We start from the raw sequence: 16,342 nt of genomic DNA on the forward strand, positions 1-16,342 counted from the left end.
CAACTGGGCTGAGTCCTTTTGATTTCTGGTTCGTTTTGCAACTCCAGACTATCACTGTCAGCGGCTCTGCCCACCCCTTGCTTGCAGGGCAATTCTTCTTATCCTAGTGCCATGAGGTTCTGACCCCTATTAATTTTTCAGGCCAACAAACGTGCAACGAGGGCCTGGGCCACCAGCACATCCTCGTCTTCGCTCAGTGCGCTGACACCTACTGCGCCCACGACCTCGCCGTTAACGCGCAGGGGCAGTCCGCCGCCAAAGCCGGTAAAGCGCGGGTCGGACCAGTAGCCCATGCTGCGCCCGGAACTGCGGCTCCAGGCACCCAGGTCCGCCGTGGCTTGGCGGTCGCGCGCGGCGGTGTAGGCCTTGTTCTGGGCCACCACGCCGCTGTGCAGGCTGGCACCGTCCATGCGGACGAACGCCACAAGTTCTCCGTGGCTGTCGCTGATGGCGATGGACACGGGCTGTTGCTTACCGGCCTGTTCGGCGGTGGTCAACTGGAGGGCGTGCAAGGCGTTTTCTGAGGTCAACATGGCGTGCTTTCAGGGCAGTTCGCGGCCTCGGGCGGCCTCATAAAGCTGGTACCACGCGCCCCGGCTGAGGGTCACCTGGGTGGCCTGGGCGCAGGCGCGGATGCGTTGGGGGTCGGTGGTGCCGATCACCGGCTGGATGCGCGCCGGGTGCTGCATCAGCCAGGCCAGCACGATGGCTTCAGCAGCCACGCCGTGGGATTGGGCCAGTTGCTGCACGCAATCCGCCGCCCCGCGCACCGCGGGTGGCGCATCGGCAGGCGCTGCGCCGCTGAACCAGCCGCGCGCCAAAGCGCCCCAGGCCTGGAGCTGCAGGCCGTGCTGCTGGGCGTATTCCAGCGTGCCGTCCCACGCGAGCGACGATGCGCCCTGCGGGTCGTTGAAGCCGGTGGCAGATTCCAGCCAGTCGCGCTTGAGCAGGCTCATCTCCAGCTGGTTGACCACCAGCGGCTCGTCCAGCGCCTGTTGCAACCAGCCTACTTGCGCGGCGTGCATGTTCGAGACACCCAAAAAGCGCGCCTTGCCCGCCGCCTTGATCTGCTGCCAGGCCTGGGCCACCTCGGCGGGCTGCATGAGCGGGTCGGGCCGGTGCAGGATCAGCACGTCCAGGTAGTCGGTTTGCAGGCGGCGCAATATCGCGTCCACGCTGTCCACGATGTGCTGCGCCGACAGATCGTAACGCTTGGGGCCATCCGCATCGGCAAACCGGATGCCGCATTTGGACTGCAGCAACAGGCTTTGCCGCAGCGACGGCTGGCGCTGGAACAGGCGGCCAAAACTCTCTTCGGCCTTGCCCAACGTGTAAATGTTGGCATGGTCAAACAGGGTGATGCCCGCTGCCAGCGCAGCCTCGGTGGCGGCCTGGGCCTTGTCCACGTCCGATTCGGACAGTGGCTGCGCGTCCCAGCCGCCGCCCAGGCCCATGCAGCCCAGTACCAGCGGGCTGGCCTGGGGCAAAAAAGTGTTTAGGGGCAAGGTTGGCATGGTCAGGCTCCAGGTGTTTCGGGCAACTTGAATCGCGTCGCCAGCAGGGCCGACAGGCCAAACTCGGCCAGCAGGGCCGTGAGCCGCTCTGCCGCCGCACGCTTTTTCTGGCCAATGTGCTTGGCGATGATGAGCTCGTTTTTCATGCTGTGCTCCCAGCCGACCAGCTCGGTCACGGTGACCTGGTAGCCCCAGGCTTCCAGGTACAGGCAGCGCAGTACGTTGGTGATCTGGCTGCCCATTTCGCGGGTGTGCAGCGGGTGCCGCCAGAGTTCGGACAAGGGCGTTTTGCTGCCATTCAAGGCCTTGTTCTGGCGCAGGCAGGCAGCCACTTCGGCCTGGCAGCAGGGCACCAGCACCATGGCGCGGGCGTTTTTTTGCAGGCCAAAAGCAATCGCGTCGTCGGTGGCGGTGTCGCAAGCATGCAAGGCGGTGACCACGTCGATGCGCTCGGGCAGCAGGGCCGAATGGGTGGATTCGGCCACGCTCAGGTTCAGGAACGACATGCGCCCAAAGCCCAGGCGCGCGGCGAGTTCTTGCGATTTGGTGACCAACTCAGCGCGCGTCTCGATGCCATAGATGTGGCCGACACCCAGGGCCTTGAAGTACAGGTCGTAGACGATGAAGCCCAGGTAGGACTTGCCCGCGCCGTGGTCGGCCAGAGTCAGGCCGGTGCTGCTGGCAGGCAACTCGCCCAACAGCTTTTCAATGAACTGGAACAGGTGGTAGACCTGCTTGAGCTTGCGGCGCGAGTCCTGGTTGAGCTTGCCCTCAATGGTGAGGATGTGCAGCTCTTTGAGCAGCTCGACGGACTGGGCGGGATCGATTTCGGGCGGCAGCGTGGGTGCGGTTACCGGCTTATTTTTGGGGGTCTTCATCGGGTGATTTTCCCACGCCTAATGCATCCCATCCGCCCTGCCCTAGCGCCTCCATCGTCGCCTTGTTGCGCTCGAAGATGGTTTCCGCCTCGGGAAAGGCGGCCACAGCCCGGTCGATGCTGGCCTCGCGCAGCAGGTGCAGGCAGGGGTACGGGGCGCGGTTGGTGGCGTTGGTGATGTCGTCGAACTCGGTGAACGCAAACTGGAAGTCGGGGTGGAAACTGGCGATCTGCACCACGCCTTCCAGGTCCATCTTGCGCAGCAATCGCTCGGAACGGCCCACGAAGTCGTTGTAGTCCAGGAAGTCGTGCAGCACATGGGGCGCTATCAAAAGCGTAGTATCTCGTGCCGATGGGTCCAGCACGAGCAGCTCTTTTAGCTCATGAATCAAGTCTTGGCGCAAGCCTTCGGTGTCGGTGGCGGCGCTCACGGCGTAGTGGATCTGGCCCTTGGTGTGCACGGCTTTGGCGAAGGGGCACAGGTTCAGGCCGATCACGGCGCGCTCCAGCCAGCGGCGCATGTCGGCTATCACGGTAGCATCGTTTGCCATGGCCTAACGCAGAAAACGGCTGGGCTGGGCCACCAGCAGACGGGCCAGTTCGTCCAGCACGGCGGGGTTGATGTCGGCCGCCGCCAGCTCGGTGGTGTGCACCTCGAAACCGGTGGCGTTGCTGATGCGAAACGCGATGCGCGACTGCTCGTGGTCGGGGGTGACGCGCACGCTGCCCAGCAGCTCGGTGGTGTACTCGAAGCGGATGGCCAGCAGCTTGTTGGTGTCGGGGTGGCGCTGCTCCCGCCGGTCATGCTTCAGGTGGCCCAGCGCCAGCCGGGCTTCGACACGTTCCAGCTCGGGCGGGAAGTTGACGCTGACCGCCGCCTTCACCGGCGGCCCGGCCTGGGGCAGCACGCGCCAGCCCATGCCGATGTAGTCGGTCACATCGACACCGCGCACACGCTTTTGCCGCACGTCGCAGCGAAAGTCGGCCATCTTCATCGCGGGCCAGGGGGTTTTGCCGTCCAGCGTGAAGGCGGGCGCGGGCGGGTGGATGACGTTGAGCTGCTGGGCCAAATCGGCCAGGTAGGTGGCTACCGTCTGGCAGGCGGCCTCGGTTTGCGCCACGCGGGCCTCGGCCGACATCTGGGCGGCATTTTGCTGGCTGCGCAGGGCGTGGGCCTGGGTTTTGAGTTGGTTGAGGAAGCTCACGGGTGTCTCTTTGTTGTTATCTATCCAAGCAGTCTTTGCCCCGTCAGCCGCTCGTGCTCGCGGGCGGCGAAACGGTCGGTCATGCCAGCCAGGTAGTCGGCCACGGCACGCGGGGCCCCCAGCGCGGCCCGGGCCGCAAAGCCAGGGGCCATTTCCTGCGGCGCGGCCAGGTAGGCGCTGAACAGCTCGTGCACCATGGTTTGCGCTTGCGTGGTCATGGCCATCACCTGGGGATGGCGGTACAGGTTCTTCATCAAAAAGCGCTTGAGCTCCAGCGACTGCGCGCGCATGGCCGGGCTAAAACACAGCAGCGGCGCGCACCGGCGGGCAGCGTCCACGCTCTGCGGCTGCGCGGCTTGCAAGGCGGCCTGGGTGGCGGCGATCACGTCGTACACCTGGGCGCTGAGCATGCGGCGGATGGACTCGTACAGCACGCGGCGGCCTTTTAGCTGCGGGTGCTCGGCCAGGGTTTGCTGGTGGAAATGGGCGACCAGCGGCACGTCTTGCAACTGGTCTAGCGTGATCAACCCGGAGCGCACGCCATCGTCAATGTCGTGGGCGTTGTAGGCGATCTCGTCGGCCAGGTTGCAGAGCTGGGCTTCCAGGCTGGGCTGGGTGCGGTCCAGAAAGCGCAGGCCCACATCGCCCAACTGCTCGGCATTGGCGCGGGAGCAGTGTTTGAGGATGCCCTCGCGGGTTTCAAACGTGAGGTTCAGGCCGTCGAACAGCGGGTAGCGCTCTTCCAGCGCGTCCACCACGCGCAGGCTTTGCAGGTTGTGCTCGAAGCCCCCAAACTCGGCCATGCAGGCGTTCAGCGCGTCTTGCCCGGCGTGGCCAAACGGGGTGTGGCCCAGGTCGTGGGCCAGGGCAATCGCCTCGACCAGGTCTTCGTTCAGGTCCAGCGCACGGGCGATGGAGCGGCCCAGCTGCGCCACCTCCAGCGAATGCGTGAGCCGGGTGCGGAACAGGTCGCCCTCGTGGTTCAGGAACACCTGGGTTTTGTAGACCAGGCGGCGGAACGCGGTGGAGTGGACGATGCGGTCGCGGTCGCGCTGGAACTCGGTGCGGGTGGGTGCGGGTGCTTCAAAGAAGCGGCGGCCCCGGGTGAGGGCCGGGTCACAGGCGTAGACGGCTAATGGCATGAATTTATAAAGAATAGGCCTCTAGCGCTTATTCCATAAGCACGACAAGCTACCATATCAATAGCAAACATGGCGAGTGGCTTAGGCGCAGCAGGCATCCACCACCGCCCGCACCAGGGCATCGGGCGCGCCGCGCACGGTGGCGGTGCCGGGTGGGCCGATCAGCACGAACTTGATCTCGCCCGCTTCGGATTTTTTGTCCACCCGCATCAGTTGCAGGTAGCGACCGGCGTTGTCGGCAGTGTCCAGCACCGCGCCCACGGTGGGCAGGCCCGCGCGCTGGATGAGTTGGGTCAGGCGCTGCACCAGGGCCGCGTCGATCAGGCCCAGCCGCTGCGACAGTTGCGCGGCCATCACCATGCCGCTGCCCACGCCCTCGCCATGCAGCCACGCACCATAGCCCATGCCCGCCTCGATGGCGTGGCCAAAGGTGTGGCCAAAGTTCAGAATGGCGCGCAGCCCGGCTTCCCGCTCGTCCTGGCCCACCACAAAGGCTTTGATCTCGCAACTGCGCCGCACCGCATGGGCCAGGGCGGCCACGTCGCCTGCGCGCAAGGCATCCATGTGCGCATCCAGCCAGTCCAGCAAGGCCATGTCGGCAATAGGCCCGTACTTGATGACTTCGGCCAGCCCGGCGCTGAGCTCGCGCGGGGGCAGCGTGGCCAGCGTGTCCAGGTCGCAGACCACCTTGCAAGGCTGGTAGAACGCGCCCACCATGTTCTTGCCCAGCGGGTGGTTGATGGCGGTTTTGCCGCCCACCGACGAATCCACCTGCGCCAGCAGCGTGGTCGGAACCTGCACAAAGGGCACGCCGCGCATGTAGCTGGCGGCGGCAAAGCCGGTCATGTCGCCCACCACACCGCCGCCCAGGGCAAACAGCACAGTTTTGCGGTCGCAGCCGTGGCCCAGCAGCGCATCAAAAATCAGGTTCAGGGTTTCCCAGGTTTTATACGCCTCGCCATCCGGCAGCACCACGGTGTGGATGGTGGCGTAATGGCTGTGCAGCGCGGCCTGCAGGCGCTGGGCGTACAGCGGGCCGACGGTGGAGTTGGTGACGATCAGCGCCGTGGCCGCGCGCGGCAGGTCGGCCCAGGTGGCCGGGTTGTCCAGCAAGCCAGTGCCGATGGCGATGGGATAGCTGCGGTCGCCCAGGGCAATCTGGACGGTTTGGGTGGCGATGGTCTGTGTGGTTGCGGGCATAGCCACACAGTTTAAGGGGAAGCCCGGGCACTTACGCGCCCCGCATACTCAAGTTGGTGGAGCGCCGCCGAGTTCCAACTGCATGATGATCATGTTGACCAGAGTAGACACCGAAGGCCGCCCAGTTTCGATCACAAAGTGAGCCGTTTCGCGGTACAGCGGGTCGCGAATAGCGAACAAATCGCGCAGCCGGTTCAGAGGATCGGCCACTTGCAGCAAAGGCCGGTTTACATCGTGGCGCACCCGGCGGAAAACCTCTTCGGGGCTGGAGCGCAAATACACCACCTGGCCTCGGCTGTGCAGCGCCTCCCGGTTGGCAGGCCGCAGCACCGTGCCGCCGCCCGTGGCCAGCACGCCCGGGCCGTTCTGGGTCAATGCCTCGATCACCTCGGCCTCGACGTCGCGGAAACGCGGCTCTCCCTCGCGCTCGAAAAACTCACGGATCGAGCAGCCGATGCGCTGCTCGATCACGTGGTCCGAGTCGATGAAAGGAACCTGCAACCGCCGGGCAAGCTGGCGGCCGACGGTGGATTTACCGGAGCCGGGGAGGCCGACGAGGGAAACCCTACCTACACTAGAGGGCATTTTTACAAGGAGCGATATTTCACGGCAATCGGCCTCGTGCTAGAAATGGTACCGACGGTAAATTTGACCAGCAGTTGAACTGTACTGATCGTTGCACCATTTGCTACGCAAGGAGGACTGTCAGTTGAGGCAGTCGAAGCGGTAACACTAAATATCAAAGGCGATCGTACTGTCGATGGACGTGAATCAAGTATCGTGCCTCCGGACGTGATCGAAGCGGTCAAACCTGTCACCGAACCGGTCATACCCACGGTGGTGCCGGAAGGGGCCGCCAATACTCCTGGTGTTCCAACAAAATAATTAAATGTGTTAGCACAAACACCATTTACTGGCGCTACTCCTGCGAGATTCAATTCCGTTATCTCTGCACCTGAAGAATCTGCCGCACTAAATAAACCAAGCGAGCCAGGACTGACCGCAGACAAATATATCTCATCACTGATACTGGTTCCCGTTCCGACCTGCGTAGAGGCAACTACGGTAATCAGCTGCCCATCCGCAGGGCGAGGGTTTTGTACAGTGTAAGTAACAGAACATGCACCATTCAAGGTGACACAACCGCCCCTTGAGGACGATCCAACAGCGCCAGAGTCCGCAGTGAAAACAACCGGAACATTATCCGCTACCGGATTGCCATTTGTATCCACGATACGCACCGTAATAATCGAAGAATCACCAGAAAGATCCGCATTTAAATTAAATTTCGATGCAGACAAATCAAATCCCGCCTGAGTTGCAACTCCCGTAGTAACTAGCAACTGGTCTGACTGCGATGTTATAGACTTACCATCTACCGTAGCTTTTACAACAACCGCAGTTGCAATAGTCTTCGAAGAAACGGTTGTCAAAACTACGCCATCACTATCACTCGTTGCAGATGTAATATTTAGATTAACTGCAGTTGGAGGAATAACACTGAAATTGACCAACGCACCTTTTACTGGCGTATTATTTTTATCAACCACTCTGAATCGCAACGTAGCGGACTCAGAGCGACCACTCCCTCCCGATCCCGCCAAAACTATTGACTTATCGGCCGGGTTGGTATCCAGAAAATTAAGCGCATTAGCTAAATCCTGTGGGTTAACTACTCCCGTAGCTGGCGCACTGGTAATAGCAATTGCTTTTTGCGCTGTTACCGTGATAGTGGAGGACACCGTCGCCGACGCACCGACTAACGTTGCACCTTGAGACGAGATTGTCGTAGCACGAATTTCAACCGTTGCCTGCCCATTTGCATCAGTCAAAGCAGTGGCAGAGGTGGGAGAAACGGTTAAAAGTGCACCTCCTGTAAAGGTGACGATAACGCCTTTGATCGGAGCAGAATTTGCATCTAGCAAAGTCACTTTTGCAACAGCGACCTCCACCGTAGATATAGCACTGGCGCTGACTCCAGAGCCACTTAGAACTTCCAACGTCAAGGTAGGACCAGTCGTACCACCAGTGCCACCACCCGTGGAAGGTGTCCCACCCGGATTCCCCCCTCCCCCACAAGCCGCGATCACCAACGCCAGCAACACCAGCGCCCACACCTTTAAATAACGCATCATTTTTTCCCTGCTCCGTTGTCAGTATTTCTTAGCGCGAGCTTGCGCGTTCCACAATCATTTTTGGCGTAATGAAGACCAGCATTTCCTTCTTGGTGCTGGCTTGCGATTTGGACTTGAAGAGGTTGCCCAAATACGGAATATCGCCCAGCACGGGCACCTTGGTAATACTGTCGGTTTCGTCCAATGTAAAGATACCGCCGATCACCACTGTACCGCCGTTTTCTACCAAAACCTGTGTCTTGATGTGTTTGGTATCGATGGCAATACCGGCCGAGGTGGTCTCACCACGGCTGTCTTTGTTGATGTCCAGGTCGAGGATGATGTTGCCCTCGGGGGTGATCTGGGGGGTGACTTCCAGCTTCAGATTCGCCTTGCGGAAAGCTACGGAGGTGGCACCGCTGGAGGTGGCTTGCTGGTAGGGGAACTCGGTGCCTTGCTCGATCAGCGCCTTGGTCTGGTCGGCGGTGACGATGCGCGGGCTGGACACGAGCTTGCCCTTGCCGTCGTTTTCCAGGGCCGAGATTTCCAGGTTCAGGAAGCGGTTGGCAGCACTGCTGAAAATCGACAGGGCAAAGGCGGCTGCGTCGTAGCCGCCCTGGCCCACTGCAGGCATGTTCACAAAGTTGCTGGTGGTATCGACCGCCGAGCCACTGGAGCCGTTGCTGGCGACAACATTGTTGTAACTGGTGCCCACGGTGAAACGCGTGTTGCCCGACAAGCCTACGCTGCCGGCGGCCACACCCGCCGTGGTGGAGCTGCCCGCAGTGCTGCCGAGCTTGACACCCAAAGATTTGCCGAAGGTGTCGGAGGCTTCCACGATACGGGCCTCGATCAGCACCTGGCGCACGGCGATGTCCAGCTTTTTGATCAGGTCCTGCACCGCAGCGATGCGGCTGGGGATGTCGTTGACAAAAATCTGGTTGGTACGGGGCTCAGAAATCACGGTGCCGCGCGAGCTGAGGAAGCGGGGCATGTTGCTGTTGCTTCCGGTGGTTGAGCCGCCGAGTTGGGTGACGATGTCGCCCGCCTTGGCGTAATTGAGCTGGAACGACTGGGTGACCAAGGGCTCGAGCGCCTGCATGGAGGCGGCAGATTCCAGGTCTTTCTTGGTACGGGCGTCGATTTCGTCCTTGGGCGCTATCCACAGCACCGAGCCCGACTTGCGCATGCCCAGGCCTTTGGAGTCCATGATGATTTGCAGGGCCTGGTCCCAGGGTACGTCTTTCAGCCGCAGGGTCACGGAGCCGGTGACGGAGTCGGAGGTGACCACGTTGAAGTTGGTGAAGTCGGCAATCACTTGCAGCAGCGCGCGGACTTCGATGTTCTGGAAGTTCAGCGACAGTTTTTCGCCGGCATAGCCCGTGCCCTGGACCAATTTGGTGGGGTCGGTTTTTTGCTGCCGGATTTCGACCACGAATTGGCCGTCACTTTGGTAGGCGCTATGGTCCCATGCGCCCTTGGGCTCGATGAGCATGCGCACGCGGTCGCCCACCTGGGTGGTGGTGATGTTTTGCACGGGTGTACCGAAGTCGGCTACGTCGAGGCGGCGGCGCAGGCCCTCAGGCAAGCTGGAGTTCAGAAACTCCACCACCAGGTTTTGCCCTTGCTGGCGCACGTCCACACCCACCTGGGTGTTGCGCAAGGCCACGATGATGCGGCCGGCGTTGTCGTCGCCCCGGCGGAAGTCGATGTCTCGCAGCGGAGCCTTGTCACGGCTGCCTGCATCGGCAAAGGTAGGCGTTGCACTGGCAACGGGGGCCGCGGCTGCCACGGCATCCAGCACCACCAGGATCGACTTGCCTTTGAGTTCGGCCTTGTACGAGGTGGCCTGTTTCAGGTTAAGCACAATGCGCGAACGGTCACCGACCTGCACCACATTGACAGAGCGCAGGTTACCCTGGTTCACATCGATGGACGAGCGGCCAATGCCGTTGGACACGCCCGGAAAATCGAGCGCGATGCGGGCGGGTGACTGGATAGACACCCCCGACGGCAGGGCCGCCAGTGGTTCACTGAGGTCGATGCGGATGACCTCGGCGCCCCCCTGGATGGAGCCAGTGACGGACTCAATGGTGGCTTGCGCATGCGCGGCCACCGAGGTTAGTGCCAAGACCAGCGCCGCGGCAAACTTTTCCAGCTTACGGTCTAGCATGTGCCACCCCATTCGATTCTGCTTATTCATTTCGCTCCCTCTTGTAGCACCAAACTAGCGGGCCGCTCGATCCAGTCTCCGGTCGAGTCCTGCACAATTTCCCGTAACGTAAGTTCTGATTCATCGATCTTCATGACCCGGCCGTAGTTCAAACCCAGATAGTTGCCCACACGCACCTGGTAGAGCAGGTTATCGATTTTGACCAGGGCCACCGGCTGACCGGCTTTGCGCAAGCTGCCCACCATCACCATGGAATCCACCGGGTAGGCTTCCAGCGCCTCTTTGCGGCGCGACATCTCGGGCGCGATCAGCGCGGTGTTGGCCACGCTTTGGGTGGAGTCGCGCTTGAGCGCCTGCGTCAGCTTTTGCAGGCTGAACGGGTCCACCAGGCCTTCTTGGGTATAGGCCTGGGGGATAAATTTCTTGGGCTCCACCAAGGGGATGACGCGGGGGTGGACCTGGTTGCGCTGGTCCGCCATCCACTGCAGCAATTCATCCTCTCCGGAGACGCTGCACCCCGCCAGCAGGACTGCAGCCAAACTACCCAGAACCACAAAGGGAAACCATCTCATTTTTTGGCTCCCGGCTTTTGCGCAGCGATTTCTTCGGTATCGAGGTAGCGGAAGGTTCTGGCGGTCACTTCCATGGACAGCATGCCGTCCTGGCTGGCGGCATTCACGGGGCTGATGGATAGATTATTGAGCGTCACGATGCGGGATAAGTTGGCGACATCCGATGCGAAGGCCCCCATGTCGTGGTACTTGCCAGTGACCCGCACGGCAATCGGCAGCTCGGCGTAATAGTCTTTGACCACCACCTGGCCCGGGCGGAACACTTCAAACTGCAGGCTGCGTCCCAGACCGGCCTGGTTGACATCCGACAGCAAGGCGGCCATTTCGGCTTTGCTGGGTAACTGCTTTTCGAGCTGCGTTACGTACTGCTGGATCTGTTCGCGCTGCTTTTTGAGGGCCTCCAGATTCACGGCCTTGCCCAGCCGGGCGGTGTAGGTTTCGCGTAGCTGGGCTTCCTGGGTTTGCTCGGCGATCAGCTCTTCTTCGTAGCTGCTGAGCCAGGTGTACCAAAGGCCGGCGACCACCGCCAGCACCACCACAAAGAACAACAGATAGCGCGGCACCGTGGGCCACACAGACGGGTCGTTGGGGTTCAGGTCGCGAAACTGCCGCTGCAGCGAATCCTGCATGGCCTTGAAGTCGATATTCACGGAAGGTTTTTTTGTAGCCATGGCACTTTTGCTAGGGGCTGGCGACCGGAGCAGATGCCGCCGATTCAATGGTTTTTTGCACTTCGCTGGAACGCATCAAACGCACCCGTAAATTGAATTTGGCCACCCGCCGCTGGTCTCGCGCAGTCAGGCTCACGTTGCTTGCCACGATTTCCACCAGATCCGGTTTGGACAGCCAGGGCGTGTTGTTGGCCAGATTGCGTAGCAGCTCCGATACGCGCTCATTGGACTGGGCCACACCCTGGATGGTGACGCTTTGATTTTCCTGCTTCAGGCTGGTGATATAGGTTCCATCTGGCAGCTGTTTCACCAGTTCATTGAGTAAATGAACCGGCAGATTGCGGTCGGCTTGCAGGTCTTCTACGGCTTTCTGGCGCTCGGTCAGGGCTTTGATTTCCGATTCGATGTTGGCGATTTCCTTGATCTGGCCGTCCAGCACCGCAACCGCCTGGGTCAATTTCCCGTTGCGCTCTTGCTGGCCCGAGATCTGGGCCTCGTACCACAGGAACCCGGCACCAATGAGGGCTGCGCCCAGCAAAGCCGAAAGCGCCAACATCACCTGGAAGGTCTCGCGCCTGCGCGCCCGAGCCGCCTCGCGGTGCGGCAATAGATTGATCAGGATCACTGCAGAAACCTCCGCATGGCCAACCCACACGAGGTGAGGTACGAAGGCGCTTCGCGCAGCACTTTTTTCAACCGAACATCGTTGCCCATCTCCATGCCTTCAAACGGGTTGACCAGGCTGCAGGCAAAGGATGCATGCTGGGTGACGGCCTCGGTCAGGCCAGGCAAGGATGCGGAGCCACCGGCCAACAGCACGTGGTCCACCTTGTTATGAGGCGTGCTGGTAAAGAAGAACTGCAAGGCCCGGCCCACTTCCTGGGCCAGACTTTCCACAAAGGGCTGCAACACCACACTGCCGTAGTCCTCGGGCAGATCACCGCTGCGTTTTTTGCTCTCGGCCTCTTCCTGCGAAAAACCGTACTGGCGCACGATGAGCTGGGTCAACTGGGCCCCACCAAAGGCCTGGTCGCGCTCGTACAGCACTTCGTCGTTGCAAATCACCTGCATGCTGGTGGCCAGGGCCCCGACTTCAAACAAGGCCACCAGGGCATCTGCACCCCGGTTGGCCATGCGCTCAATCAGACGCGAGGTGGCCAACCGCGCCGAATACGACTCGATGTCCAGAATCACGGGGTTCAGTCCGGCAGCTTCGGCCAGACCTTGGCGGTCTTGCACTTTTTCCTTGCGCGAAGCGGCAATCAGCACGTCCACATCGCCCGCCGAACTGGCGCTGGGGCCGACCACGCAAAAGTCCAGGCTCACCTCGTCGAGCGAAAAAGGGATGTATTGGTTGGCTTCCGATTCGACCTGCACTTCAAGCTCCAGGTCTGACAGTCCGCCCGGCAGAACAATGCGTTTGGTAATCACCGCAGAAGGCGGCAAGGCCATGGCTACGTTCTTGGTGCGGGTGCCGCTTTTTTTCACCAGCCGACGCATGGCCTCTGCGACCTCGTCGAACTTTTCGATATTGCCATCGGTGATCCAACCGCGCTCCAAAGGCTCAATTGCGCAACGCTTAAGCACCAGGTTTCCGACCGCATCATGGTCCAGCTCGACCAGCTTGAGACTGGACGAACTGATGTCAAGACCCAGCAACGGCTGGGGTTTGCGACTGAACAACGATCCCAATGAGATCAAATCTTTCTCCCGGTACTGAGCAGAATGCTACAAAAATTAACATTTGACGGGGATGCTATCAGTAAGCCTAACCCCCAGCAAAGCATATTTCCACACGTAAATCTACAGAGCGTTGCCAAAAGTACACGCACGCTCTTGGCGAACAGCCCCGAGCGTAAGGGCAAAATGGGGGCGATTTGCGGTTGCCGCCCTCCCTTTTTTCTTTTTCTGCTCGCTGTGTCCTATGCCTTCAAAATCTCCGTCTAACACTCCCCCAGCAGCTCCGGGCTCACGGATATTGGCATGGGCCCTGAGCCTGCTGGGTTGGACGCTGGGCTTGGCACTGGCGGGCGTGTTGGTGCTGACCATGGTGGTGGGCGTGGCACTGGCCGTGGCCTACCCCAATTTGCCCGATATTTCCGAGCTTTCGGACTACCGCCCCAAACTGCCGCTGCGGGTGTACTCGGCCGAAGGCATCTTGCTGGCCGAGTTTGGCGAAGAACGCCGCAGCCTGACCCCCATCAAGGACATCCCGCAGGTGATGAAAGATGCCGTGCTGGCGATTGAAGACGCGCGCTTCTACCAGCATGGCGGCGTGGACTACAAAGGCATGGTGCGCGCAGCCGTGGCCAATATGGGCCGCATGAAAAGCCAGGGAGCCTCCACCATCACCATGCAGGTGGCGCGCAACGTGTATTTGTCGGCCGAAAAAAGCTACACCCGCAAGATCTACGAGATCTTGCTGACCTTCAAGCTCGAACACGCGCTGAGCAAGGACCAGATCCTCGAGATCTACATGAACCAGATCTTCCTGGGCAACCACGCCTATGGCTTTGCCACGGCGGCGGAAACCTACTTTGGCAAACCCCTGAAGAATCTCAGCATCGCCGAAGCCGCCATGCTCGCGGGCCTGCCCAAAGCGCCTTCGGCCTACAACCCGATCGCCAACCCCACCCGCGCCAAGATCCGCCAGCAGCACATCATCACCCGCATGGAAGAAAACGGCTTCATCACCGAAGACCAGGCCAACGCTGCCCGCAAGGAAGAGTTGCAGGTGCGCACCGGTAGTGCCGGTGACCGCATCCACGCCGAATACGTGACAGAGACCGTGCGCCAACTGATGTTTGCCCAGTACGGCGTAGAAACCTACACCCGGGGCCTGAACGTCTACACCACGCTCAATGCCCGCGACCAGGATGCCGCCTACAAGGCCTTGCGCCGGGGCCTGATGGACTTTGAGCGCCGCCAGATCTACCGCGGCCCGGAGAAGTTCGTCAATCTGCCCACCGACCCGGCCGACCTGGACGACGCGATCGACGACGCCCTGGTAGACCACCCCGACAACGGCGACGTGATGTCGGCCATGGTGTTGAATGCCAACCCCAAGAAGATCAACGCCGTACGCCAGAACGGCGACGTGGTGGACATCACCGGCGACGGCCTCAAACCTGCGCAGTCGGGCCTGTCCGACAAAGCCCCGCCCAACATCAAGATCCGGCGCGGCGCCATCATCCGCGTGGTGAAAACGGCCAAAGGCACCTGGGAAATCACCCAGTTGCCCGAAGTGGAAGGCGCATTTGTGGCGCTGGACCCGCGCGACGGCTCCATCAAGGCCCTGGTAGGCGGCTTTGACTTTCAAAAGAACAAGTTCAACCACGTGACGCAGGCCTGGCGGCAACCAGGCTCCAGCTTCAAGCCCTTTATCTATTCAGCCGCCCTGGAAAACGGCTTTACCCCCGCCACCATCGTCAACGACGCACCGCTGTTTTTTGACGCAGGCGTGACCGGCGGCCAGCCCTGGGAGCCCAAAAACTACGACGGCAAGTTTGAAGGCCCCATGACCATGCGCACCGCGCTGGCCAAGTCGAAAAACATGGTCTCCATCCGTCTGCTGCAGGCCATCGGCCCCAAGAAAGAGCAGGAATGGATCACAAACTTCGGTTTTGACCCCGAAAAACACCCCCCCTACCTGACCATGGCGCTGGGCGCGGGCTCGGTCACGCCCATGCAAATGGCCTCGGCCTACGCGGTGTTTGCGAATGGCGGCTACCGTGTCAACCCCTGGCTGGTGGCCAAGGTCACCGACCATAAAGGCAAAGTGCTGGTGGAAACCAAGGTCCCCGTGCTGGACGAGTCGGTGCGCACCATAAGCCCGCGCAACGCCTTCATGATGACCAACCTGCTGGGCGAGGTGACCCTGCGCGGCACGGCGGCGGCTGCCCAGCGCACCCTGAAACGCCCTGACGTATACGGCAAGACCGGCACCACCAACGACTCCATCGATGCCTGGTTTGCAGGCTACCAGCCCACGCTGACCGCCATCACCTGGATCGGCTACGACACGCCACGCAACCTGGGCGCGCGCGAAACCGGCGGTGGCCTGGCCCTGCCGGTGTGGATCAATTTCATGGAAACCGCCCTGAGCGGCGTGCCGGTGGTGGTGCCCGTGCCGCCCGAAGGCGTGACCAACGCCGGTGGCGACTGGTTCTATTCCGAATACGGCCGCAGCACCGGCGTGACCAGCCTGGGCGTGGACGATGCGCAGACCGCTCCGAGCAATGGCGGAAATGGCGCGGCCACACCGCCGCCCCCGGCCAACGAAGAGCGCAACCGCATCATTGATCTATTTAAAAACTAGCTACGGCTTAAATTCCAGCGCCAGCCCAGACTGCGCGCTGGCATCGCGCGTCAGGCTGGCAAAAAACTCGCCCTGGCCCTTGGTGTCTAGCCACTGATCGCTATCAAACTTGTAGTGGTAGCCACCCGACTTGGCGGCCAGCCAGACTTCCTGCAGCGGCTTTTGCAGATTGATGATGATCTGGCTGCGGTTGGGGAAGGTCAGGGTGACCATGCCGCCGGTGCGCTGGTTGTCGATATCGGCATCGGTGCTGTCGTTGATGCGGTCGCAGCTGGCCTCCACGGCTTGGAGCAAAATTTCCGCGCGGTCCATGAATTCGGGGTCGGTCATACAATTTCGCCATGTTGAAGTTAAGCCAAATTCTAGTCAGCCGCCCCGTCCTTGCCGCCACCATGGTCGCAAGCCTCGCCTTTCTGGGAGGCTGCGGCCAAAAAGGCGAGCTCTACCACCCCACGGAACCGGCCAGTACGCGCCGCGCCACGCTGCCCCAAACCTTGACTCCCGAGGTGCTGAAACCCTCCGCCCCAGCTTCCCCGGCCTCCGCACCGTAATTTCG

Annotated in this window: 17 protein-coding genes; 2 read left to right on the top strand and 15 right to left on the bottom strand. The window is 61.1% G+C overall.

What is annotated here, in order from left to right; genetic code table 11:
* Positions 1–137 precede the first annotated feature (137 nt).
* The 14 genes from AC097O_RS23705 to AC097O_RS23770 all read right to left on the bottom strand — a co-directional run bounded on the left by AC097O_RS23705 (position 138) and on the right by AC097O_RS23770 (position 13,169).
* A complete protein-coding gene (locus AC097O_RS23705; protein WP_479595391.1) occupies positions 138–533 on the bottom strand; it encodes a GlcG/HbpS family heme-binding protein in 396 nt (131 codons plus the stop codon).
* 9 nt (positions 534–542) lie between these two features.
* Positions 543–1,514, bottom strand: a complete 972-nt coding sequence (locus AC097O_RS23710; protein WP_479589398.1) for an aldo/keto reductase — start codon at positions 1,512–1,514, stop codon at positions 543–545.
* Between the two features lie 2 nt (positions 1,515–1,516).
* The gene (locus AC097O_RS23715; protein ID WP_479595392.1) at positions 1,517–2,392 is read right to left on the bottom strand and encodes a class I SAM-dependent methyltransferase; all 876 of its coding nucleotides are present in this window, start codon (positions 2,390–2,392) and stop codon (positions 1,517–1,519) included.
* Entirely contained in the window at positions 2,373–2,942 is a 570-nt protein-coding gene (locus AC097O_RS23720; protein ID WP_479595393.1) for a DUF1415 domain-containing protein, read from the bottom strand. Before AC097O_RS23720 ends, AC097O_RS23715 begins: the two co-directional genes overlap by 20 nt.
* Positions 2,943–2,945: 3 nt before the next feature.
* Positions 2,946–3,596, bottom strand: a complete 651-nt coding sequence (locus AC097O_RS23725; RefSeq protein WP_479595394.1) for a hypothetical protein — start codon at positions 3,594–3,596, stop codon at positions 2,946–2,948.
* Between the two features lie 20 nt (positions 3,597–3,616).
* Entirely contained in the window at positions 3,617–4,738 is a 1,122-nt protein-coding gene (locus AC097O_RS23730; RefSeq protein WP_479595395.1) for a deoxyguanosinetriphosphate triphosphohydrolase, read from the bottom strand.
* 81 nt (positions 4,739–4,819) lie between these two features.
* Positions 4,820–5,938, bottom strand: a complete 1,119-nt coding sequence (gene aroB, locus AC097O_RS23735) for a 3-dehydroquinate synthase (protein WP_479595396.1) — start codon at positions 5,936–5,938, stop codon at positions 4,820–4,822.
* A gap of 48 nt (positions 5,939–5,986) precedes the next feature.
* Positions 5,987–6,523, bottom strand: a complete 537-nt coding sequence (locus tag AC097O_RS23740) for a shikimate kinase (protein WP_479595397.1) — start codon at positions 6,521–6,523, stop codon at positions 5,987–5,989.
* A 2-nt stretch (positions 6,524–6,525) separates the two neighbouring features.
* Entirely contained in the window at positions 6,526–8,073 is a 1,548-nt protein-coding gene (locus AC097O_RS23745) for an Ig-like domain-containing protein (protein ID WP_479595398.1), read from the bottom strand.
* 28 nt (positions 8,074–8,101) lie between these two features.
* The gene (locus AC097O_RS23750) at positions 8,102–10,225 is read right to left on the bottom strand and encodes a type IV pilus secretin PilQ (protein WP_479595399.1); all 2,124 of its coding nucleotides are present in this window, start codon (positions 10,223–10,225) and stop codon (positions 8,102–8,104) included.
* Positions 10,226–10,251: 26 nt separating this feature from the next.
* Positions 10,252–10,797 (bottom strand): pilus assembly protein PilP, encoded by a 546-nt coding sequence (locus AC097O_RS23755; protein ID WP_479595400.1) that lies wholly within the window; start codon positions 10,795–10,797, stop codon positions 10,252–10,254.
* Positions 10,794–11,468, bottom strand: a complete 675-nt coding sequence (locus AC097O_RS23760) for a type IV pilus inner membrane component PilO (RefSeq protein WP_479595401.1) — start codon at positions 11,466–11,468, stop codon at positions 10,794–10,796. The genes AC097O_RS23755 and AC097O_RS23760 overlap by 4 nt, the downstream gene beginning before the upstream one ends.
* Positions 11,469–11,478: 10 nt before the next feature.
* A complete protein-coding gene (locus tag AC097O_RS23765) occupies positions 11,479–12,093 on the bottom strand; it encodes a PilN domain-containing protein (RefSeq protein ID WP_479595402.1) in 615 nt (204 codons plus the stop codon).
* Positions 12,090–13,169 (bottom strand): type IV pilus assembly protein PilM, encoded by a 1,080-nt coding sequence (locus tag AC097O_RS23770; protein ID WP_315191907.1) that lies wholly within the window; start codon positions 13,167–13,169, stop codon positions 12,090–12,092. Before AC097O_RS23770 ends, AC097O_RS23765 begins: the two co-directional genes overlap by 4 nt.
* A 223-nt stretch (positions 13,170–13,392) precedes the next feature.
* On the opposite strand from AC097O_RS23770, the gene AC097O_RS23775 reads away from it, so the two are divergent.
* Positions 13,393–15,786: a penicillin-binding protein 1A gene (locus AC097O_RS23775; protein WP_479595403.1), complete on the top strand. Its 2,394-nt coding sequence runs from the start codon at positions 13,393–13,395 to the stop codon at positions 15,784–15,786.
* Here the strand turns inward: AC097O_RS23775 and cyaY are convergent, their stop codons facing one another.
* Positions 15,787–16,116 carry an iron donor protein CyaY gene (cyaY, locus tag AC097O_RS23780; RefSeq protein ID WP_315191909.1) on the bottom strand — a complete coding sequence of 110 codons (330 nt, stop codon included), beginning with the start codon at positions 16,114–16,116 and terminating at the stop codon, positions 15,787–15,789.
* 11 nt (positions 16,117–16,127) lie between these two features.
* Between cyaY and lptM the strand changes: the two genes are divergently transcribed.
* A complete protein-coding gene (gene lptM, locus AC097O_RS23785) occupies positions 16,128–16,337 on the top strand; it encodes an LPS translocon maturation chaperone LptM (RefSeq protein ID WP_479595404.1) in 210 nt (69 codons plus the stop codon).
* Positions 16,338–16,342 lie beyond the last annotated feature (5 nt).

It is taken from the genome of Rhodoferax sp. LS1P39 (genome assembly GCF_056521425.1).